We start from the raw sequence: 21,310 nt of genomic DNA, 5'->3' as shown, positions 1-21,310 counted from the left end.
CGCAACGGGCGGCGCGCGGGTGGGCAACAGGCGACAGCCGACGAACCGCAAGCCGCCGACGGCGAACACCCCCACAGGTCGGTCAACCTCTTCACCGACTGGAACGGGCGGTGCGCGGGTGGGAGGGCTCCCCGGTGGTGCAGTCCCCGCCGCACGGCGTACGCATATGCCCATACGCCCCCACACCGTGACCAGCGGAGCGCCCACGCGTTGGTCAAGAGAGAGTTGACCACAACGGGCCGCATACGCGGCCCATTCCTTTCAACGCCGGTTCGAGAGGCTTGTTCATGGCCGACCACGCAACCCACGACGCCCAGGCCCGGGCCAGCCTGCACTTGCTGGTGCGGGACATCGAGCGGGTCCGCCGCCAGGTGGACGCACTACGCACGCTCACCGCCCAGTTGGGCAACGTCTACCGCCCGCGCCGATCCGGCCCGTCCACGGGCTTCGTCGTCTACGGACGCGCCCCCGCCCCGACGGTCCGGCTCGCCCAGGAACTCCGGGACAGTGTCGAAACCCTGGTCACGGCCGCCGTGGACTTCGACCGTTCGCTCGGCTTCTCGTGGGACGCCGTGGGCTCCGCGCTCGGAGTCACCAAGCAGGCCGTGCACCGCCGTTACGGCGCCCGCCGCGCCGCGGCCCAGACAGCGGCCACGGCCGACCCCGACCGGTCCACGGAACCGTCGGGCACCCGCACGATCAACGTGGGCGGCGGTCTGCCCACGGTCCCCACGGTCCCGGCCGCCCGCTCCATGCCGACCCAGCCGACCGCGGGCAGCCCCGCCCTCCGCGACGAGGCCAGGCCGACGGCCTTCCCCGGCCCGCGCAACGGCTGACACGCACGCACAACGGCTGACACGCACAACGGCTGAACACGCAACGGCTGAACACGCAACGGCCGACGTCGCCAAGGGCCGACCGACATCACGGCTGCCCTCAAGGGCCGACCCGCCCGCTCCTGCCCTCCCGGCACGCATCCGGGAGGGCAGCCGTCTGCCGGCTCACCCGATGTCCGGCGGATCGATCCGCACCCGAACCGCCTCCCCGCCCGCGCCCCCGCTGCCCCGCGCCATCCGGGCGGCCTGAGCCGACTTCAGGGCGGCGGCGAGCGCCGCTCCACTCCCCGGCGGCACCCGTACCAGCGCCCGCTCCCAGTGCTCCCCGGGCGGCGGCGCACCCGCCCGCCGGGGCGCCCCGGCCCGCACCACGGGCACCGGAACCGGCCCCAACACCTCCGCGTCCGGCGGCAGTTCGGCGGTACCGAGGAATTCGGCGAGCGCCTCCGCCGTCCCCGAAACCGCCGCCATCCGCGACACCGGCGGAAACCCCAGCTCCGCCCGCTCGGCGAGCTCCCGCACCGCGTGCCCGACCGGATCCCACCGCACCAGCGCCTGCACGGGCCGCAGCGTCGGCTCCGCGACGACGACCACGGTCCCCCCGTCCGCCTGCGGCCGCACCAGCGCCCCCGCCGCGATCCACCGGCGCAGCGCGTCCTCACCGGCCCGCAGGTCGGGCCGCCCGAGCATCGCCCAGCCGTCCAGCAGCAGGGCCGCCGCGTAGCCGCCCTCGGCGACCGGCTCGGCGCCCGGTGTGCTCACGACCAGTGCGGGCGTCCCCGGCACGGTGTCCAGCACCTGCTCGCGTCCCGAGGTCCGTACGGGGACGGCGGGAAAGGCCCGTCCCAGCTCCTCGGCGGTCCGCCGGGCGCCGACCACCTGGGCACGCAGCCGGAAACCGCCGCACTCGGGGCAGTGCCAGTCGCTCTCCGACCGCCCGCACCACCCGCACTGCAGCGCCCCGGCGTCCCGCGCCTCCAGCGGACCGGCACAGTGCCGGCAGCGCGCCGGCGCCCGGCACTGGGCGCAGGCCATCCGTGGCACATACCCCCGCCGGGGCACCTGCACCAGCACCGGCCCGTGCCGCAGTCCGTCCCGGACGGCCTGCCAGGCGAGCGTCGGCAACCGGGCGGCGCGCGCGGCCTCGTCCCGCGCGAGATCCCCGTCCCCGACCGTCCGCACCAGCGGCGCGGCCGGCCGCACCTGCTCCCTGCCCGCCACCAGGGGCCGCGCCCAGCCGTTCTCGACGAGCTGCGCGGCCTCCACCGTGCAGCTCCAACTCCCGAGCAGGAAACCGCACTTGTCGAGTGCCGCACGCAACAGCAGCACATCCCGCGCATGCGGCTGCGGCGCGTGCTGCTCACTGTGGCTGTCGTCCCCGTCGTCCCAGATCGCGACGAGCCCGAGATCCCGCACGGGCGCGAACATGGCCGCCCGCGTCCCCACGACGGCCCGCACCGACCCGCGGCTGACGGCGAGCCACTGCGCGTACCGCCTCTCGGGCCCCGCGTCCGCCGTGAGCAGCGCATGCCGCCCTTCGCCCAGCACACCGGTCAGCGCGGCGTCGACCCGCGCGGCGGCCCGCCCGTCCGGTACGACGACGAGCGCGCCGCGTCCCGAGGCGAGCGTGGCGGCGACGGCCCGGGCGATCTCCTCGCTCCACCCGGGCCCCGGCAGGGCGTTCCACACGGCGCGCGGTGCGCCGCCGGAGGCCAGCGACTCGATGAAGGCGGCCCCGTGCTCGTACCGCGACCAGCTTCCGGCGCCCGGCGCGGGCGGCGGCGGCAGCGGGTCGGGCGAAGGCCGCTTCTCGGCCCGCGCGCTGCGCGGCGGCACGGCCAGCTGCAGCACGTCCGCGAGGCTCCCCGCGTACCGGTCGGCGACCGCGCGTGCGAGCCGCAGCAGTTCCTCGCTCAGCACCGGCTCGGGCGACACCACCTGGGCCAGCGCGGCCAGCGGACCCGAGTAGTCGGACTCGGCGAGCCGCTCGACCAGGAACCCGTCGATGAGCCCTCCGCCCTCGCGGCGCCCGTCCCGCACCCGGTGCCGCCCGGCCCCGAACCGCACCCGCACCCGCACCCCCGGCTGCGCCTCGGCGTCCAGCTCGGCGGGGACGGCGTAGTCGAAGTAGCGGTCGAGGTGGAGCACGCCCTTGTCCACGAGCACCCGCGCGACCGGCAACCGCTCGGCCAGCGCGGCCCCCCGCCAGGTCCGCGGCTTGGCCCGGGGCGCCTTGGCTCCCCGCACGCTCTCCCGAATGAGCGCGAGCTGCTCCGGCGGCGCCCCTCCGGCACCGCCGCCCCCCTGCCCGTTCTCGCTGCTCACCCTTGCATTCTTACCAAACGTCACTGACAACCGGCGCCGCCCGAGTTCACTCCGGCCGCGGAACGCCGTGACGGCATTCTTCTGCCTTGGGCCACTCGGCCATACCGGTCTGGAACCGGCAGCAGGATTCGAACCTGCGTGGGCATCGCCCGGAAGAGAAGGATCCGAGGGCCGCACACCGGGCGGCGCCGGTTTCCCGAGGTCAGTCCGGCAACGGTCGAAACACACCAGCTTCACCGCGCGCCCGTGGGCACACTCCACGGAAGTAACCGCGGCCATCGCACCGGGACGACTTCACCGTACTGATCATCCCGTCCCGTCGGCCAGCCGTTTTCCACAGCCCCCGGACACGCCGAGGCCCGGCTCCCCCGAAAGGGAGCCGGGCCTCGCACCTGGTGGTTGCGGGATCAGAGACCCGCGGCCGCGCGGAGGGCGTCCACGCGGTCCGTGCGCTCCCAGGTGAAGTCCGGGAGCTCGCGGCCGAAGTGACCGTACGCGGCGGTCTGGGCGTAGATCGGGCGGAGCAGGTCGAGGTCGCGGATGATGGCGGCCGGACGCAGGTCGAAGACCTCGTCGATGGCCTTCTCGATCTTCTCGTGGTCGATCTTGGCCGTGCCGAAGGTCTCGACGAAGAGACCGACGGGCTCGGCCTTGCCGATCGCGTAGGCGACCTGGACCTCGCAGCGGGCGGCCAGGCCGGCGGCGACGACGTTCTTGGCGACCCAGCGCATGGCGTAGGCGGCCGAGCGGTCGACCTTGGACGGGTCCTTGCCGGAGAAGGCACCGCCGCCGTGGCGGGCCATGCCGCCGTAGGTGTCGATGATGATCTTGCGGCCGGTCAGGCCGGCGTCGCCCATCGGGCCGCCGATCTCGAAGCGGCCGGTCGGGTTGACCAGCAGACGGTAGTTCTCGGTGTCGAGCTTGATGCCGTCGTCCAGCAGCGCCTTCAGCTCCGGCTCCACGACGAACTCGCGGATGTCGGGGGCGAGCAGCGACTCCAGGTCGATGTCGGAGGCGTGCTGGCTGGAGACCACGACCGTGTCGAGGCGGACGGCCTTGTCGCCGTCGTACTCGATGGTGACCTGCGTCTTGCCGTCGGGGCGCAGGTAGGGGATGGTGCCGTTCTTGCGGACCTCGGAGAGGCGCTTGGAGAGGCGGTGCGCCAGGAAGATCGGGAGCGGCATCAGCGTCGGCGTCTCGTCCGTCGCGTAGCCGAACATCAGGCCCTGGTCGCCGGCGCCCTGCTTGTCGAGCTCGTCCTCGTCGCCCTCGACCCGCTTCTCGTACGCCGTGTCCACGCCCTGGGCGATGTCCGGGGACTGCGCGCCGATCGAGACCGAGACGCCGCAGGAAGCGCCGTCGAAGCCCTTCTTCGAGGAGTCGTAGCCGATCTCCAGGATCTTGTTGCGGACCAGCGTCGCGATGTCCGCGTACGTCTTGGTCGTGACCTCGCCGGCCACGTGCACCAGGCCGGTGGTGATCAGCGTCTCGACGGCGACCCGGGAGGTCGGGTCCTCGCGCAGGAGCGCGTCGAGAATGGTGTCGCTGATCTGGTCAGCGATCTTGTCGGGGTGACCCTCGGTCACGGACTCCGAGGTGAACAGGCGACGGGACACAACGCTCCCTGGGGTTGCAGCGGCTGCTGTCTGATCATTGGCGGACGACACGGGGGCTGCACCCGGGCGTCGTCCGAGAACAGTTTATCGGTCGCACTCGGCCGCCGGCCCACCTGTCTCGACACTCGGAAGTGCTGTGACCTGCGGCACGGGCATTCTGCCCAATGGTCGGCGGCCTTGACCAGAGCCCCTGCACCGCAATGTCGCGTCCGGGAAAGTTGACATATGGCTGAAATAAGTTAACCCAAACGGGCCGCCACCAGGTCCCAGACGGTGTCGGCGAGAGCCTCCTTCGGCCCGTGCGGCACCGGGGTCTCACTGCCGTCGGCGCCGAGCACCACGGCCTCGTTCTCCTCGGAGCCGAAGGTCTTGCGCTCCCCCACCTCGTTCACCACGAGCAGGTCGCAGCCCTTGCGTGCCAGCTTGGTCCGGCCGTTGGCGAGGACGTCGTCGGTCTCGGCGGCGAAGCCGACGATCACCTGTCCGGACCGCGCCCGGTCGGCCGAGATCTCCGCGAGGATGTCCGGATTCCGCACCAGGACGATCGGCTCCGGATCCTGGCCGTCCTTCTTCTTGATCTTCCCGGCCGCGTAGACCGCGGGGCGGAAGTCGGCGACGGCGGCGGCCATCACCACCGCGTCGGCGTCGGCGGCCGCCTTCAGCACCGCCTCCCGCAGCTGTACCGCCGTACCGACCGGGACGACGTCCACGCCGGCCGGGTCGGGCAGTCCTGCGGTGTTCGCGGCGACCAGCGTCACCCGGGCGCCCCGCGCGGCGGCCGTGCGGGCGAGGGCGTAGCCCTGCTTGCCGGAGGAGCGGTTGCCGAGGAAGCGGACCGGGTCGAGGGGCTCGCGGGTGCCGCCGGCGGAGACGACGACGTGGCGGCCGGCCAGGTCGGGCTCCGTCACTCCTCTCGCGAGGACGCGGCGGCAGGCCTCGAAGATCTCCGCCGGGTCGGGGAGGCGGCCCTTGCCGGTGTCGACGCCGGTGAGGCGGCCGACCGCCGGGTCGATCACGACGGCGCCGCGGCGGCGCAGCGTGGCCACGTTCTCCTGGGTGGCCGGGTGCTCCCACATCTCCGTGTGCATCGCGGGGGCGAAGACGACCGGGCAGCGGGCGGTGAGGAGGGTGTTGGTGAGCAGGTCGTCGGCGAGGCCGTGGGCCGCCTTGGCGAGCATGTCGGCGGTGGCGGGGGCGACGACGACCAGGTCGGCGTGCTGGCCGATCCGGACGTGCGGCACCTCCTCGACGTGGTCCCAGACCTCGGTGGAGACCGGGTTGCCGGAGAGGGCGGACCAGGTCGCGGCGCCGACGAAGTGCAGCGCGGAGGCGGTGGGCACGACGCGGACGTCGTGGCCCGACTCCGTGAACCTCCTCAGCAGCTCACAGGCCTTGTACGCGGCGATGCCGCCGCTGACCCCCAGCACGACCTTCGGCTTGCCCACCGGGCCTCCACTCGTCGAATCCATGACGCCATCACACCACAGGCCCGGCAGTCGGCTGCCGGGCCTGTGGATAAGTCAACTGCAATACGAAAGTACTACTGCGCCGGACCCTCGATGGCCTCGGAGGTCAGCAGACCCGCGTTGATCTCGCGCAGGGCGATGGAGAGCGGCTTCTCGTGGACGTGGGTGTCGACGAGCGGACCGACGTACTCGAGGAGACCCTCACCGAGCTGCGAGTAGTACGCGTTGATCTGGCGGGCACGCTTGGCCGCGTAGATCACGAGGCTGTACTTCGAGTCGGTGGCCTCGAGGAGCTCGTCGATCGGAGGGTTGATGATGCCCTCGGGCGCGGTGATGGAAGAGGACACGCTCTGCCTTCCGATGGATGGGAAAGATTCAGTCTGAATGATCAGCAACGATCACACAACGTCCATCAAGGCTAGCAGCTCGCGCGCCACGTCCTTGACAGAGGTGTTGACCAGGGTTTCGTCGAACTCCGGCTCGGCCGCGAGCTCGACCTTGGCCGCGTCCAGACGCCTCTCGATCACCTCGGGCGCCTCGGTGCCGCGGCCGGTGAGCCTGCGCACCAGTTCCTCCCAGGAAGGAGGGGCCAGGAACACCAGCCGGCCCTCCGGCATGGTCTCGCGGACCTGCCGAGCGCCCTGGAGGTCGATCTCCAGGAGGACCGGTACGCCGGACTCCAGGTGCTCCAGCACCGCGGCGCGCGGGGTGCCGTAGCGGTTGCCGGCGAATTCGGCCCACTCCAGGAGCTCGCCGTTGGCGATCAGTTTGTCCATCTCCTCGTCGGAGACGAAGAAGTAGTGGACACCGTGCTTCTCGCCGGGGCGGGGCTTGCGCGTGGTCGCCGACACCGAGAGCCAGACCTCGGGGTGTTCCTTGCGCATATGGGCGACGACCGTGCTCTTGCCGACCCCGGAGGGGCCGGAGAGCACGGTCAGCCGCGGACGATCGTCCGGGGGCTCGGGGGTCGTCCCCCGGAATGTTGCAGCCATGCAGCGATTATTCCAGCAATCGCAGGCCGTCCGGGACGGCCCTCCCGGACGGCCCCGTGATCAGGAGCCGGTGCTGCCGAACTCGCGCTCCAGGGAGGCGATCTGGTTGGAACCGAGACCACGCACGCGGCGGCTCTCGGAGATCCCGAGTCGCTCCATGATCTGCTTGGCGCGGACCTTGCCCACGCCCGGCAGGGACTCGAGCAGGGCGGAGACCTTCATCTTGCCGATGACGTCGTTTTCCTGGCCCTGCTTGATGACCTCGTGAAGAGAGGCGCCGGAGTGCTTGAGTCGATTCTTGACCTCGGCCCGCTCCCGGCGAGCCGCGGCGGCCTTTTCGAGCGCGGCTGCGCGCTGTTCAGGGGTAAGGGGCGGAAGAGCCACGCCTACGTCACCTCGGATGTCGAACTGTCGGATACGGACCGGTGAGGAACCTAGTCGCCCCACACCTGGGGAGCTACGAGCAACACGCTTGCCCGTTGACTCTGCTCGGAGACTAGCGGGCAAGTCCGCCGGAGTCAGCGAGAACAGCGGAAAAGTCCTGGTCAGCCTCCGTCAGGCCAGACATTTCAGACATACTGCCCCGGATTTGAGGATGTATTCACGATCGGGCAGTCGCCGAAGTGCTCGCCGGAGCAGTCGTCGGAGTCCCTTCGGAGCCCTCACCGACCTGCGACGACATCCCGGATCTCGCCCGCGAACCGCTCCGCGGCCGCCCGCAGGGCCCCGACATCGGGACCGTGACGCAAAACACCTCGGCTCACGTTTGGAACCACGTTGCGCACCGAAGCCCCGAAGACCGTGGGAAGGTCGGCCGCCGTCGCCCCCTGCGCACCGACGCCCGGCGCGAGGAGCGGACCGTTGATGTCGAGGTCGTACGACGACAGGTCGCCGACCGTGGCACCGACGACGGCGCCGAAGGAACCCAGCGGCTCCTCCCCCGCGTTCTCGGCGGCGAGATGGGCCAGCACGGTCGCGCCGACCGTCCGCCCGTCGGCGCGCACGGCGTGCTGCACCTCGGGGCCCTCCGGGTTGGAGGTGAGGGCCAGCACGAACAGCCCGGCCCCGCTCTCCCGGGCCAGCGCGACGGCCGGGCTGAGCGAGCCGTAGCCGAGGTACGGGGAGACGGTCAGGGCGTCCGAGAACAGCGGGGCGTCCTTGCTCAGGAAGGCCTCCGCGTACCCGGCCATGGTCGAGCCGATGTCGCCGCGCTTGGCGTCCATGACCACCAGCGTCCCGGCCGCCCGCGCCTCCTCCACCACCCGCTCGAGCACGGCGATTCCGCGCGAGCCGAACCGCTCGAAGAACGCGCTCTGCGGCTTCATCACGGCGACCCGGTCGGCCACCGCCTCGACGACGGTACGGCTGAACCGCTCCAGGCCCGCCACGTCGTCGTTCAGACCCCACTCGGAGAGCAGCGAGGCGTGCGGGTCGATACCGACACACAGCGGACCGCGCTCGTCCATCACGCGGCGCAGCCGTGCGCCGAAGGGCTCCAGCGGGCTCATACGGGCTTCCTCACGTCGGCGCCGACCGCGTCGGCGAGGGTGGCGTACGGGCTGGTGCGCAGACGTGCCGCGAGGCCCTTGTGGATCGCGCGGCCCCAGAAGGGGCCCTGGTAGATGAAGGCGCTGTAGCCCTGGACCAGCGTGGCACCGGCCAGGATGCGCTGCCAGGCGTCCTCGGCGTCCTCGACACCTCCGACGCCGACCAGGGTGATCCGGTCGCCCACGCGCGCGTACAGCCGCCGCAGGACCTCCAGGGAGCGCGCCTTGAGCGGCGCCCCGGAGAGCCCCCCGGTCTCCTTCACCAGGGCGGGATCCGACCGCAGCCCGAGCCCCTCGCGAGCGATCGTGGTGTTGGTGGCGATGATCCCGTCCAGACCCAGCTCGACGGCCAGGTCGGCGACGGCGTCGACGTCCTCGTCGGCGAGGTCCGGTGCGATCTTGACCAGGAGCGGCACCCGGCGGTGCGCCACCACGCGGTCGGCGGCCTCGCGCACGGCCGTCAGCAGCGGACGGAGGTGATCGACGGCCTGGAGGTTGCGCAGGCCGGGCGTGTTCGGCGACGACACGTTCACGACCAGGTAGTCCGCGTACGGCGCGAGCCGCTCGGCCGACTTCACGTAGTCGCCGACGGCCTCGGCCTCCGGTACGGCCTTGGTCTTGCCGATGTTGACGCCCACGACGGTCCTGAACACGGCCTCACGGGTCGCCAGCCGCGCGGCCACGGTCAGCGAGCCGTCGTTGTTGAACCCCATCCGGTTGATCAGCGCCCGGTCGGCGACGAGCCGGAACAGCCGCTTCTTGGGATTACCGGGCTGCGCCTCACCCGTCACGGTCCCGATCTCGACATGGTCGAACCCGAGCATCGACATCCCGTCGATCGCGACGGCGTTCTTGTCGAACCCGGCGGCGAGCCCGAAGGGCCCGTGCATCCGCAGCCCGAAGGCCTCCGTGCGCAGCTCCTTGTAGCGGGGAGCCAGGGCAGCCGCAATGAAGGTGCGCAGCACCGGGACACGGGCGGCCAGCCGGATCCAGCGGAAGGCGAGGTGGTGGGCGGCTTCGGGATCCATCCGCCGGAAGACGAGCTGGAAGAAGATCTTGTACATCAGTGGTCCTCGTACGGAAGGGGGACGCCGTCTCCGGAGTCCCCCCTCAGTGGAGCGCCCCCAAGGGGCGCGGGGAACTGCGCGACCGGCCACAACCGGCCCGCAGCCTCGCTACGACCTCTTAGTCCCTCGCGGCCGTCAAACGCTCCGCATGCTCCTGGAGCGACCGCACGCCCACATCCCCATGATTGAGCGCGTCAATGCCCTGCACAGCCGCCGCCAGCGCCTGCACGGTCGTCAGACACGGCACCGACCGGGCCACCGCGGCCGTCCGGATCTCGTACCCGTCCAGGCGACCCCCGGTGCCGTACGGCGTGTTGACGATGAGGTCCACCTCGCCGTCGTGGACGAGCTGCACGATCGTCCTCTCGCCGTTGGGGCCGACCCCCTCCGACTGCTTGCGGACGACGGTCGCGTTGATGCCGTTGCGCTTGAGCACCTCGGCCGTGCCGGAGGTGGCCAGCAGCTCGAAGCCGTGGGCGACCAGCTCGCGCGCCGGGAAGATCATGGAGCGCTTGTCGCGGTTGGCGACGGAGATGAACGCGCGGCCCTTGGTCGGCAGCGGCCCGTACGCCCCCGCCTGCGACTTGGCGTACGCCGTACCGAAGACCGAGTCGATGCCCATGACCTCGCCCGTGGAGCGCATCTCCGGGCCCAGGACCGTGTCCACGCCCCGCCCGTGGATGTCGCGGAACCGCGACCACGGCATGACCGCCTCCTTCACGGAGATCGGCGCGTCGAACGGCAGCTCGCCGCCGTCGCCGCGGGCCGGCAGCAGCCCCTCGGCGCGCAGTTCGGCGACGGTCGCGCCCAGCGAGATCCGGGCGGCGGCCTTCGCCAGCGGCACCGCGGTCGCCTTCGAGGTGAAGGGCACGGTACGGGAGGCGCGCGGGTTGGCTTCGAGGACGTAGAGGATGTCCCCGGCCATCGCGAACTGGATGTTGATCAGACCGCGTACGCCGACCCCGCGCGCGATGGCCTCGGTCGAGGCACGCAGCCGCTTGATGTCGAAGCCGCCGAGCGTGATCGGGGGCAGGGCGCACGCCGAGTCGCCGGAGTGGATGCCGGCCTCCTCGATGTGCTCCATGACACCGCCGAGGTACAGCTCCTCGCCGTCGTAGAGCGCGTCCACGTCGATCTCGATGGCGTCGTCCAGGAACCGGTCGACGAGGACCGGCCGGGTGGGGCTGATCTCGGTGGACTCGGCGATGTACGCCGCCAGCCGGGTCTCGTCGTAGACGATCTCCATGCCACGCCCGCCGAGCACGTACGACGGCCGGACGAGCACCGGGTAGCCGATCTCGTCGGCGATGGCCTTGGCCTCGGCGAAGGTGGTCGCCGTGCCGTGCTTGGGTGCCGGCAGGCCGGCCTCCGCGAGGACCCGGCCGAAGGCGCCGCGGTCCTCGGCGGCGTGGATCGCCTCGGGGGACGTACCGACGATCGGCACGCCGTTGTCCTTGAGCGCCTGGGACAGGCCCAGCGGGGTCTGGCCGCCCAGCTGCACGACCACGCCCGCGACCGGTCCGGCCTGCTGCTCGGCGTGCACGATCTCCAGCACGTCCTCCAGCGTCAGCGGCTCGAAGTAGAGCCGGTCGGAGGTGTCGTAGTCGGTGGAGACGGTCTCCGGGTTGCAGTTGACCATGACCGTCTCGTAGCCCGCGTCGCTCAGGGCGAAGGACGCGTGCACGCACGAGTAGTCGAACTCGATGCCCTGGCCGATGCGGTTGGGACCGGAGCCCAGGATGATGACGGCCGGCTTCTCGCGCGGCGCGACCTCGGTCTCCTCGTCGTAGGAGGAGTAGAAGTACGGCGTCTTCGCGGCGAACTCGGCGGCGCAGGTGTCGACCGTCTTGTAGACCGGGCGCACGCCCAGCGCGTGCCGGACCTCGCGCACCACGTCCTCGCGCAGGCCGCGGATCTCGGAGATCTGCTGGTCGGAGAAGCCGTGCCGCTTGGCCTCGGCGAGCAGGTCGGCGGTCAGCTCCGGCGCCCCGGCCAGCTCGTCGGCGATCTCCTTGATCAGGAAGAGCTGGTCGACGAACCACGGGTCGATCTTCGTGAACTCGAAGACCTCCTCGGGGGTGGCGCCCGCGCGGATGGCCTGCATGACGGTGTTGATCCGGCCGTCGGTGGGCCGTACCGCCTCGTGCAGCAGCGCCTGCTTGTCACCGGGCTCGCCGACGAAGGTGAACTGGCTGCCCTTCTTCTCCAGCGAGCGCAGCGCCTTCTGGAAGGCCTCGGGGAAGTTGCGGCCGATGGCCATCGCCTCGCCGACCGACTTCATGGTCGTGGTCAGCGTGGAGTCGGCCTGCGGGAACTTCTCGAACGCGAAGCGCGGGGCCTTGACGACCACGTAGTCGAGCGTGGGCTCGAAGGAGGCCGGGGTCTCCTGCGTGATGTCGTTGGGGATTTCGTCGAGGGTGTAGCCGACGGCAAGCTTGGCAGCAATCTTCGCGATCGGGAAGCCGGTCGCCTTGGAGGCGAGCGCCGAGGACCGCGACACGCGCGGATTCATCTCGATGACGATGACCCGGCCGTCCTCCGGGTTGACCGCGAACTGGATGTTGCAGCCGCCGGTGTCGACGCCGACCTCGCGGATGACGGCGATGCCGATGTCGCGCAGGATCTGGTACTCGCGGTCGGTCAGCGTCATCGCGGGCGCGACGGTGATCGAGTCGCCGGTGTGCACGCCCATGGGGTCGAAGTTCTCGATGGAACAGACGACCACGACGTTGTCGTGCTTGTCGCGCATCAGCTCCAGCTCGTACTCCTTCCAGCCGAGGATGGACTCCTCCAGGAGCACCTCGGTGGTCGGGGAGAGCGTGAGGCCCTGGCCGGCGATGCGGCGCAGCTCCTGCTCGTCGTGGGCGAAGCCGGAACCGGCACCGCCCATGGTGAAGGAGGGGCGGACGACGACCGGGTAGCCGCCGAGTTCCTCCACACCGGCGATGACCTCGTCCATGGAGTGGCAGATGACGGACCGGGCGGACTCGCCGTGCCCGATCTTCCTGCGGACCTCCTCCACGACCTCCTTGAAGAGGTCGCGGTCCTCGCCCTTGTTGATGGCTTCGACGTTGGCGCCGATCAGTTCGACGCCGTACTTGGCCAGGACGCCGTTCTCGTCCAGCGAGATCGCGGTGTTGAGCGCCGTCTGGCCGCCCAGGGTGGGCAGCAGGGCGTCGGGGCGCTCCTTGGCGATGATCTTCTCGACGAACTCCGGGGTGATCGGCTCGACGTAGGTCGCGTCGGCGATCTCCGGGTCGGTCATGATCGTCGCCGGGTTGGAGTTGACCAGGATGACCCTGAGGCCCTCGGCGCGCAGCACGCGGCAGGCCTGGGTGCCGGAGTAGTCGAACTCGGCGGCCTGGCCGATGACGATCGGGCCGGAGCCGATGACCAGGACGGACTGGATATCGGTGCGCTTAGGCACGCTGGCCCTCCATCAGGGAAACGAAGCGGTCGAACAGGTAGGCGGCGTCGTGCGGGCCTGCCGCCGCTTCGGGGTGGTACTGGACGGAGAAGGCCGGCTGGTCGAGCAGCTGCAGCCCCTCCACGACGTCGTCGTTCAGGCAGACGTGGGAGACCTCGGCGCGGCCGAACTTCGTGTCGCTCACCTTGTCGAGCGGCGCGTCGACGGCGAAGCCGTGGTTGTGGGCGGTGACCTCGACCTTGCCGGTCGTACGGTCCTGGACCGGCTGGTTGATGCCCCGGTGGCCGTACTTGAGCTTGTAGGTGCCGAAGCCGAGGGCGCGGCCGAGGATCTGGTTGCCGAAGCAGATGCCGAAGAGCGGGGTCTTCCGTTCCAGGACGGCGGACATCAGGGCCACCGGGCCGTCGGCCGTGGCCGGGTCGCCGGGCCCGTTGGAGAAGAACACGCCGTCCGGGGAGACGGCGTACACGTCGTCCTCGGTGGCGGTCGCGGGCAGCACGTGCACCTCGATGCCGCGCTCGGCCATCCGCTGCGGGGTCATGCCCTTGATGCCGAGGTCGATGGCGGCGACGGTGAACCGCTTCTCGCCGACCGCGGGGACGACGTACGCCTCCTTGGTGGCGACCTCCTCGTACAGCGAGGCGCCCTTCATGTGCGGCTGGGCCTGCACGCGCGCGAGGAGCTCGGCGTCGGAGGCGATCGTCTCGCCCGAGAAGATGCCGGAGCGCATGGAGCCGCGCTCGCGGAGGTGGCGGGTGAGGGCGCGGGTGTCGATCCCGGAGATGCCGACCACGCCCTGCGCGACCAGTTCCGCGTCCAGCGAACGCTTGGCGCGCCAGTTGGAGGGCACGCGCGCGGGGTCGCGCACGACGTAGCCGGAGACCCAGATGCGGCTGGACTCGTCGTCCTCGTCGTTCCACCCCGTGTTGCCGATCTGCGGTGCGGTGGCGACCACGATCTGGCGGTCGTACGACGGGTCGGTCAGGGTCTCCTGGTAGCCGGTCATGCCGGTGGAGAACACGGCCTCGCCGAAGGTCTCCCCCACGGCCCCGTAGGCGCGGCCGCGGAAGATCCGGCCGTCCTCCAGGACGAGTACGGCGGGAACCTTGCCGGTTCCCCTGGTGGAGGTCGTCATCGTTCGGCGCCTTCCGTGCTGGGTGTCTTGATCATGGAGTTGAGGGCTTCGACCCACTCGGCGTGCTCGGCCGCCTGGTCGGAGCGGAAGCCGGAGTCGATCAGCCGGTCGCCGAGCTGCCAGGTCACCACGAGGAGTCCGCCCTCGGTGAGGACCTTGCCCGCGATGCCCTTGCCGAGCAGGGCCTCGCGGAGCGCGGCGGCGGGGATGAAGAAGTCGGTCGCGCCGGGGCGTACGACGTCCAGGCCCGCGTCGGTCAGGGTGAGCTCGACCCGGCTGCGGGAGCCGAGGCCGCGGGCCACGATGCGGTCCAGCCACTGCCCGGCGGTGGTGGAGCCGTGGTAGCGGCCGCTCATCGTCAGTTTCACGGCACCGGGGTCGTCCGGCGCGCTGGGCAGCTCGGGCAGGTCACCCTGGAGGGTGCCGCGCCACTTCCAGCCCTCGCGCATCAGCCAGTAGACGAGCGCGACGAAGAGGGCGAGGCCGACCAGCCAGCCGATGCGGGCGGACCAGTCGGTGACCGCGGCCGACTTCTTCTCGTCGGCCAGCAGGATCAGAGGTGTCACGTCAGCTTCCCGTCCACGAGCGTCGCCTTGCCCCGCAGCCACGTGTGGGTGACACGGCCCGGCAGCTCGCGTCCCTCGTACGGGGTGTTGCGGCTGCGCGAGGCGAAGCCCGCGGGGTCCACCAGGCCACGGTATTCCGTGTCGACGAGGGTGAGGTTGGCGGGCTCGCCTGCCGAGACGGGACGGCCGTGACCGGCGGCCTGTCCGATCCGCGCGGGCTTGACGGACATGCGGTCGGCGACGCCGGCCCAGGTCAGCAGGCCCGTGTCCACCATGGTCTCCTGCACCACCGACAGCGCGGTCTCCAGGCCGACCATCCCCATGGCGGCCGCGGCCCACTCGCAGTCCTTGTCCTCGTGCGGGTGCGGGGCGTGGTCGGTGGCGACGATGTCGATCGTGCCGTCCGCGAGGGCCTCGCGCAGCGCCAGGACGTCCCGTTCGGTGCGCAGTGGCGGGTTGACCTTGTAGACCGGGTTGTACGACCGCACCAGCTCGTCGGTGAGGAGCAGGTGGTGCGGGGTGACCTCGGCGGTGACGTCGATGCCCCGGGACTTGGCCCAGCGCACGATCTCGACGGAGCCGGCGGTCGAGAGGTGGCAGATGTGGACACGGGAGCCGACGTGCTCGGCGAGCAGCACGTCGCGCGCGATGATCGACTCCTCGGCGACCGCGGGCCAGCCCCCCAGCCCCAGCTCGGCCGAGACGACGCCCTCGTTCATCTGGGCGCCCTCGGTCAGCCGCGGCTCCTGGGCGTGCTGGGCGACGACCCCGCCGAAGGCCTTCACGTACTCCAGGGCGCGGCGCATGATCACGGCGTCGTCGACACACTTGCCGTCGTCGGAGAAGACGGTGACCCCGGCGGCCGACTCGTGCATGGCGCCGAGCTCGGCGAGCTTCTTGCCCTCCAGGCCGACGGTGACCGCGCCGATGGGCTGCACGTCGCAGTAGCCGTGCTCCCGGCCGAGCCGGTAGACCTGCTCGACGACGCCGGCGGTGTCGGCGACCGGGAAGGTGTTGGCCATGGCGAACACGGCCGTGTAGCCGCCGCTCGCGGCCGCGCGGGTGCCGGTGAGGACGGTCTCGGAGTCCTCGCGCCCCGGCTCGCGCAGGTGGGTGTGCAGGTCGACCAGGCCGGGCAGCAGCACCTTGCCGGCCGCCTCGACGACCTCGGCGCCATCGGCCTCCGGGATCACGCCCACCTCGGCGATCGTCTCGCCGTCGATCAGGACGTCCTGCGGCTCACCGCCGAGCACCTTCGCACCACGGATCAGGATCTTGCTCATGGGTCTTACTTCTCCTCGGTGGTGCGGGCGTGGCTGACGGCGGGTTCGTTGCCGCCCAGCAGGAGGTACAGAACGGCCATGCGGATGGAGACTCCGTTTGCGACCTGCTCGACGACTGTGCAGCGCTCGGAGTCGGCGACCTCGGCGGTGATCTCCATGCCGCGGACCATCGGGCCGGGGTGCATCACGATGGCGTGCTCGGGCATCTTCGCCATCCGCTCGCCGTCGAGTCCGTAGCGCCGCGAGTACTCGCGCTCGGTCGGGAAGAACGCGGCGTTCATTCGCTCACGCTGGACGCGGAGCATCATCACGGCGTCGGACTTGGGGAGGACGGCGTCGAGGTCGTACGACACCTCGCAGGGCCAGTTCTCGACGCCGACCGGCACCAGGGTGGGCGGGGCGACCAGGGTGACCTCGGCGCCGAGCGTGTGCAGCAGGTCGACGTTGGAGCGGGCGACCCGGCTGTGCAGCACGTCGCCGACGATCGTGATGCGCTTGCCGGCCAGGTCCTGCCCTTTCCCGGCGTCCCGGCCGACCAGGCGGCGGCGCATGGTGAAGGCGTCCAGGAGGGCCTGGGTGGGGTGCTGGTGGGTGCCGTCGCCGGCGTTGATGACGGCCGCGTCGATCCAGCCGGAGTTGGCGAGCCGGTAGGGCGCTCCGGAGGCGCCGTGCCGGATCACGACGGCGTCGACGCCCATCGCCTCCAGGGTCTGGGCGGTGTCCTTCAGGGACTCGCCCTTGGAGACGCTGGACCCCTTGGCGGTGAAGTTGATGACGTCGGCGGAGAGGCGCTTCTCGGCCGCCTCGAAGGAGATCCGGGTCCGGGTCGAGTCCTCGAAGAAGAGGTTGACGACGGTGCGGCCGCGCAGGGTCGGCAGCTTCTTGATCGGCCGGTCGGCGACCCGGGCCATCTCCTCGGCGGTGTCGAGGATCAGGACGGCGTCGTCGCGGGTGAGGTCGGCGGCCGAGATGAGATGACGCTGCATCTGTCAGGCTCCGTAAGGAAGTTCACATATCGGGAGATTGCGGGCAGGAAGGGGCGCACCGGGATGGCGCGGGCCCCTCGGCCTGCTACGGGGTCGGCTTCGCACCGAGCAGCACGGTGTCGCGACCGTCCTCCTCGGCGAGCAGGACCTTGACCGTCTCCCGCAGCGACGTGGGGAGGTTCTTGCCGACGTAGTCGGCGCGGATGGGCAGTTCGCGGTGGCCGCGGTCGACGAGGACCGCCAGCTGGACCGCGCGGGGGCGCCCGATGTCGTTCAGGGCGTCGAGGGCGGCGCGGATGGTGCGGCCGGAGAAGAGCACGTCGTCGACGAGGATCACCAGCCTGCCGTCGATGCCGTCACCGGGGATCTCGGTGCGGGCCAGGGCACGCGGCGGGTGCATGCGCAGGTCGTCGCGGTACATGGTGATGTCGAGCGAACCGACGGGCATCTTGCCGTCGGTGATCTGCTCCAGCTTGGCGGCGAGCCGCTGGGCGAGGAAGACGCCGCGGGTCGGGATGCCGAGGAGCACCACGTCGTCGGCGCCCTTGGCGCGCTCGACGATCTCATGGGCGATGCGGGTCAGCACCCGCGCGATGTCCGGGCCCTCGAGAACGGGCCGCGCATCGGGAGCCTGCGCCCCGGCGTCGGGGTTTTCCTGCTGGTCCGGCTTTTCCTGCTTGTCCATACGAAACGGACCCCCTTCTCCGCCTCACGGGACGGACTTTAAAGGACGTCGGATTTGCGCCATCCACCGTAGCAGGTGACCGAGAGGCCCCTGATCACCCCCCTGGCGTAATCGGCCATCGCTACCACGGAAGAGTCGGTGCGGACCATTCGGCTTGACGCAGCAGAGTAACGCTGCGTAACCTCACAGTGAGTTACCAGCCGCGCGGCGGGAACCAAGGCCGGCCGCGTCGACACAGTGTCCGGGGAGCTATATGTCCAGCGAATACGCCAAACAGCTCGGGGCCAAGCTCCGGGCCATCCGCACCCAGCAGGGCCTTTCCCTCCACGGTGTCGAGGAGAAGTCCCAGGGTCGCTGGAAGGCCGTGGTGGTCGGTTCGTACGAGCGCGGCGACCGTGCCGTGACCGTACAGCGCCTTGCAGAGTTGGCGGATTTCTACGGGGTCCCGGTGCAGGAGCTGCTGCCCGGCACCACCCCCGGCGGTGCCGCCGAGCCCCCGCCGAAGCTGGTCCTCGACCTGGAGCGGCTGGCCAACGTGCCGGCCGAGAAGGCGGGACCGCTGCAGCGCTACGCGGCGACGATCCAGTCCCAGCGCGGTGACTACAACGGCAAGGTGCTGTCGATCCGCCAGGACGACCTGCGCACACTGGCCGTCATCTACGACCAGTCCCCCTCGGTCCTCACCGAGCAGCTGATCAGCTGGGGCGTCCTGGACGCGGACGCCCGCCGCGCGGTAGCCGCGCACGAAGAGGCCTGAGCCTTACAGCGACTGAGCAGAAACGTGCCGCCGGGGTGGCCGGAACCTGACGGTTTCGGCTGGCCCGGCGGTTCTTCTTGCGACAGCTGACACGAGCTTTTGACGCAGGCCAGAGGCAGCCCCCAGGGGCGCTGGGGGTACCCCCGGCCGAAGGCTGGGGGAGGAACTGCGCGACAAGCCACAGACGACCGTCAGCCGCCCGACCACCGCACCACCCACCCCATTGGGCACACAAACGCCGGAAGGCCCGCAGCGGCTTGCTGCGGGCCTTCCGGCGTTCCGTCGGCTACGCCTCGCGGCGCAGCGACGGCTTCAGCTCCTTGAGACGCCCCAGCAGTCCGTTCACGAACGCCGGCGACTCATCCGTCGAGAACTCCTTCGCCAGCTGCACCATCTCGTCGAGGACGACGGCGTCCGGCGTCTCGTCGACCCAGATCAGCTCGTACGCGCCGAGGCGCAGGAGGTTGCGGTCGACGACCGGCATCCGGTCCAGAGTCCAGCCGACCGCGTACTGGGCGATCAGCTCGTCGATACGCGTGGTGTGCTCGGCGTAGCCCTCGATCAGCTGCATCGTGTACTCGCTCACCGGCGGCTGCCGGGTGTCGTCCCGGGAGAGCCGGATCCAGTCCGCGAGGACGGTCAGGACGTCGGCCCCGCGCTGGTCGCCCTCGAAGAGGATCTGGAAGGCGCGCTTGCGGGCCGTGTTGCGGGCAGCCACGGTTAGCTGTTCACCCGGCCGAGGTAGTCGCTCGTGCGGGTGTCGACCTTGATCTTCTCACCGGTCGTGATGAAGAGCGGGACCTGGATCTGGTGGCCGGTCTCCAGGGTGGCGGGCTTGGTGCCGCCGGTGGAGCGGTCGCCCTGGACGCCCGGCTCGGTCTCCTGGATGGTCAGCTCGACGGCGGCCGGGAGCTCGACGAAGAGCACCTCGCCCTCGTGCTGGGCGACGACGGCCGTGAAGCCCTCGATCAGGAAGTTCGCGGCGTCGCCGACGGTCTTCCGGTCGATGTGCAGCTGGTCGTACGTGTCCATGTCCATGAAGACGAAGTAGTCGCCGTCCATGTACGAGAACTGCATGTCGCGCTTGTCGACAGTGGCCGTCTCGACCTTGACGCCGGCGTTGAAGGTCTTGTCGACCACCTTGCCGGACAGCACGTTCTTGAGCTTGGTGCGCACGAAAGCGGGGCCCTTGCCGGGCTTGACGTGCTGGAACTCGACGACGGACCAGAGCTGGCCGCCTTCGAGCTTGAGCACCAGGCCGTTCTTGAGGTCGTTCGTGGAAGCCACGGTTGCGGAATCTCCTGGACTGACGTGGACGACCCCGGGGCACGCACCTTGCCTAGAGTGCGAGCAGCTCCTTGGTCGTGATGGTGAGTAGCTCGGGTCCGCCGTCCGCCTCGGGGCGCACGACGAGCGTGTCATCGATCCGGACGCCGCCCCGGCCCGGGAGGTGGACCCCCGGTTCGACGGTGACCGGCACGCAAGCGTCCAGTTTACCCATGGCTGAAGGGGCCAGCTGCGGGTCCTCGTCGATTTCGAGTCCGACGCCGTGTCCGGTGAGTGGCTGGAGGCCTTCCGCATGCCCCGCGGAGCCCAGTACCTGCCGGGCGGCGCGGTCGACGTCGCGGTAGGCGGCGCCGGGCACGAGGCTCTCCCGGCCGGCCCGCTGGGCGGCGAAGACCAGGTCGTAGAGCTCGATCTGCCAGTCGGCGGGCGAGGTGCCGATGACGAAGGTACGGCCGATCTCGCAGCGGTAGCCACGGTAGGTGGCGCCGAGGCAGACGGAGAGGAAGTCGCCCTCCTCGACCCGCCGGTCGGTGGGGCGGTGGCCGCGGCGGCCGGAGTTCGGGCCGGTGGCCACGGAGGTGGGGAAGGCCGGGCCGTCGGCGCCGTGGTCGACCAGGCGGCGCTCCAGCTCCAGGGCGAGGTGGCGTTCGGTACGGCCGACGAGGATCGACTCCAGCAGTTCGCCGAGGGCCTGGTCGGCGATCTCCGCGCCGATGCGGAGACAGGAGATCTCCTCCTCGTCCTTGACGACCCTGAGCTGCTCGACGGCGCTGCCGAGGTCGGTCAGGCGGAGGCCGGGGGCGACGGAGGCGAGAGCGCGGTGCCGGGCCACGGTGAGGTGGTGCTCCTCGACGGCGAGGGCGTCGGCGTCCTGGGCGGCGGCGAGGTCGGCGGCGGCGACGGCGGGGTCGCCGCCGGGGCCTGCCAGGAGGTGCGGCCGCAGGGACTCGTCGGGGCGGTCCTCGGTGGGGCGGTCGTCCAGCGGGCCGGGGCAGACGAGGAGGTCCTCGCGTCTGCCGAGGAGCAGGACGGAGCCGTGGGGGGCGGCGCCGGCGAGGTATCTCACGTTGGCCGGGTGCGAGATGACGGCGGACTGGCTGCCGGCCGCGTGGCAGCGTTCCCTCAGCCTGGTTCGGCGGGCCGCGTACACGTCTGACATGAGTCGAGCGTAGGAGGGGTGGGCGGTTTGTGCCGGTTGAGGGGGGCCGAGTGGGGTGGCGGGGCGCCGTTTTCGACTGCGGGTGCGTGGAGGTTTTGCGCAGTTCCCCGCGCCCCTGGAAAGACCGGTCGTGTTCCGGCTGACCGCCGGTGGGGGCGTTCGCGCGGTTCCCCGCC

Annotated in this window: 19 protein-coding genes; 2 read left to right on the top strand and 17 right to left on the bottom strand. The window is 71.0% G+C overall.

Going from position 1 to position 21,310, the window contains the following annotated elements:
• Positions 1 to 287 precede the first annotated feature (287 nt).
• The gene (locus ACZ4UV_RS44355) at positions 288 to 836 is read left to right on the top strand and encodes a hypothetical protein (protein WP_390047980.1); all 549 of its coding nucleotides are present in this window, start codon (positions 288 to 290) and stop codon (positions 834 to 836) included.
• 165 nt (positions 837 to 1,001) lie between these two features.
• Here ACZ4UV_RS44355 and ACZ4UV_RS44350 read toward each other — a convergent pair whose 3' ends face one another.
• From ACZ4UV_RS44350 to pyrR, 14 genes are all read right to left on the bottom strand, one after another.
• Entirely contained in the window at positions 1,002 to 3,161 is a 2,160-nt protein-coding gene (locus ACZ4UV_RS44350) for a primosomal protein N' (RefSeq protein WP_451018105.1), read from the bottom strand.
• 407 nt (positions 3,162 to 3,568) lie between these two features.
• The gene (gene metK / locus ACZ4UV_RS44345; protein ID WP_388920498.1) at positions 3,569 to 4,777 is read right to left on the bottom strand and encodes a methionine adenosyltransferase; all 1,209 of its coding nucleotides are present in this window, start codon (positions 4,775 to 4,777) and stop codon (positions 3,569 to 3,571) included.
• Between the two features lie 239 nt (positions 4,778 to 5,016).
• The gene (coaBC, locus tag ACZ4UV_RS44340) at positions 5,017 to 6,246 is read right to left on the bottom strand and encodes a bifunctional phosphopantothenoylcysteine decarboxylase/phosphopantothenate--cysteine ligase CoaBC (protein WP_390047984.1); all 1,230 of its coding nucleotides are present in this window, start codon (positions 6,244 to 6,246) and stop codon (positions 5,017 to 5,019) included.
• 71 nt (positions 6,247 to 6,317) lie between these two features.
• Positions 6,318 to 6,590, bottom strand: coding sequence for a DNA-directed RNA polymerase subunit omega (rpoZ, locus tag ACZ4UV_RS44335; protein ID WP_005319902.1), 273 nt, complete (start codon positions 6,588 to 6,590; stop codon positions 6,318 to 6,320).
• A gap of 51 nt (positions 6,591 to 6,641) precedes the next feature.
• Entirely contained in the window at positions 6,642 to 7,235 is a 594-nt protein-coding gene (gmk, locus tag ACZ4UV_RS44330; RefSeq protein WP_351487795.1) for a guanylate kinase, read from the bottom strand.
• A gap of 60 nt (positions 7,236 to 7,295) precedes the next feature.
• Positions 7,296 to 7,619, bottom strand: a complete 324-nt coding sequence (locus ACZ4UV_RS44325) for an integration host factor (protein ID WP_003977346.1) — start codon at positions 7,617 to 7,619, stop codon at positions 7,296 to 7,298.
• A 278-nt stretch (positions 7,620 to 7,897) separates the two neighbouring features.
• Positions 7,898 to 8,743, bottom strand: a complete 846-nt coding sequence (gene pyrF, locus ACZ4UV_RS44320; RefSeq protein ID WP_390047986.1) for an orotidine-5'-phosphate decarboxylase — start codon at positions 8,741 to 8,743, stop codon at positions 7,898 to 7,900.
• The gene (locus ACZ4UV_RS44315) at positions 8,740 to 9,846 is read right to left on the bottom strand and encodes a quinone-dependent dihydroorotate dehydrogenase (protein ID WP_451018106.1); all 1,107 of its coding nucleotides are present in this window, start codon (positions 9,844 to 9,846) and stop codon (positions 8,740 to 8,742) included. Before ACZ4UV_RS44315 ends, pyrF begins: the two co-directional genes overlap by 4 nt.
• 121 nt (positions 9,847 to 9,967) lie before the next feature.
• Complete coding sequence (gene carB, locus ACZ4UV_RS44310; RefSeq protein ID WP_467846244.1) at positions 9,968 to 13,276, bottom strand: carbamoyl-phosphate synthase large subunit; 3,309 nt, start codon at positions 13,274 to 13,276, stop codon at positions 9,968 to 9,970.
• A complete protein-coding gene (carA, locus tag ACZ4UV_RS44305) occupies positions 13,269 to 14,411 on the bottom strand; it encodes a glutamine-hydrolyzing carbamoyl-phosphate synthase small subunit (RefSeq protein ID WP_390047992.1) in 1,143 nt (380 codons plus the stop codon). Before carA ends, carB begins: the two co-directional genes overlap by 8 nt.
• Positions 14,408 to 14,977 (bottom strand): PH-like domain-containing protein, encoded by a 570-nt coding sequence (locus ACZ4UV_RS44300; protein ID WP_390047994.1) that lies wholly within the window; start codon positions 14,975 to 14,977, stop codon positions 14,408 to 14,410. The genes carA and ACZ4UV_RS44300 overlap by 4 nt, the downstream gene beginning before the upstream one ends.
• Positions 14,974 to 16,260, bottom strand: coding sequence for a dihydroorotase (locus tag ACZ4UV_RS44295; protein ID WP_467846237.1), 1,287 nt, complete (start codon positions 16,258 to 16,260; stop codon positions 14,974 to 14,976). The genes ACZ4UV_RS44300 and ACZ4UV_RS44295 overlap by 4 nt, the downstream gene beginning before the upstream one ends.
• Positions 16,261 to 16,265: 5 nt before the next feature.
• Entirely contained in the window at positions 16,266 to 17,246 is a 981-nt protein-coding gene (locus ACZ4UV_RS44290) for an aspartate carbamoyltransferase catalytic subunit (protein WP_390047998.1), read from the bottom strand.
• Positions 17,247 to 17,331: 85 nt separating this feature from the next.
• A complete protein-coding gene (gene pyrR, locus ACZ4UV_RS44285) occupies positions 17,332 to 17,931 on the bottom strand; it encodes a bifunctional pyr operon transcriptional regulator/uracil phosphoribosyltransferase PyrR (protein ID WP_451018110.1) in 600 nt (199 codons plus the stop codon).
• A 253-nt stretch (positions 17,932 to 18,184) separates the two neighbouring features.
• Here pyrR and bldD point away from each other — a divergent pair, with 253 nt between their 5' ends.
• On the top strand, positions 18,185 to 18,688 hold the full coding sequence (gene bldD, locus ACZ4UV_RS44280; protein ID WP_390048002.1) for a transcriptional regulator BldD: 504 nt from the start codon (positions 18,185 to 18,187) through the stop codon (positions 18,686 to 18,688).
• A 286-nt stretch (positions 18,689 to 18,974) separates the two neighbouring features.
• Here the strand turns inward: bldD and nusB are convergent, their stop codons facing one another.
• Genes nusB through ACZ4UV_RS44265 form a run of 3 tightly spaced genes read right to left on the bottom strand, consistent with a single transcriptional unit; the run spans position 18,975 to position 21,134 of the window.
• Positions 18,975 to 19,406 carry a transcription antitermination factor NusB gene (gene nusB, locus ACZ4UV_RS44275; RefSeq protein WP_390048004.1) on the bottom strand — a complete coding sequence of 144 codons (432 nt, stop codon included), beginning with the start codon at positions 19,404 to 19,406 and terminating at the stop codon, positions 18,975 to 18,977.
• A gap of 2 nt (positions 19,407 to 19,408) precedes the next feature.
• Entirely contained in the window at positions 19,409 to 19,975 is a 567-nt protein-coding gene (gene efp, locus ACZ4UV_RS44270; RefSeq protein ID WP_181803274.1) for an elongation factor P, read from the bottom strand.
• A 52-nt stretch (positions 19,976 to 20,027) separates the two neighbouring features.
• Positions 20,028 to 21,134: an aminopeptidase P family protein gene (locus tag ACZ4UV_RS44265; protein WP_390048006.1), complete on the bottom strand. Its 1,107-nt coding sequence runs from the start codon at positions 21,132 to 21,134 to the stop codon at positions 20,028 to 20,030.
• Between the last annotated feature and the right edge of the window lie 176 nt (positions 21,135 to 21,310).

This window comes from Streptomyces sp. NPDC028289 (genome assembly GCF_055565975.1).
The sequence above is the reverse complement of the archived record's forward strand: the minus strand, read 5'-3'. Positions and strand labels throughout refer to the sequence as shown.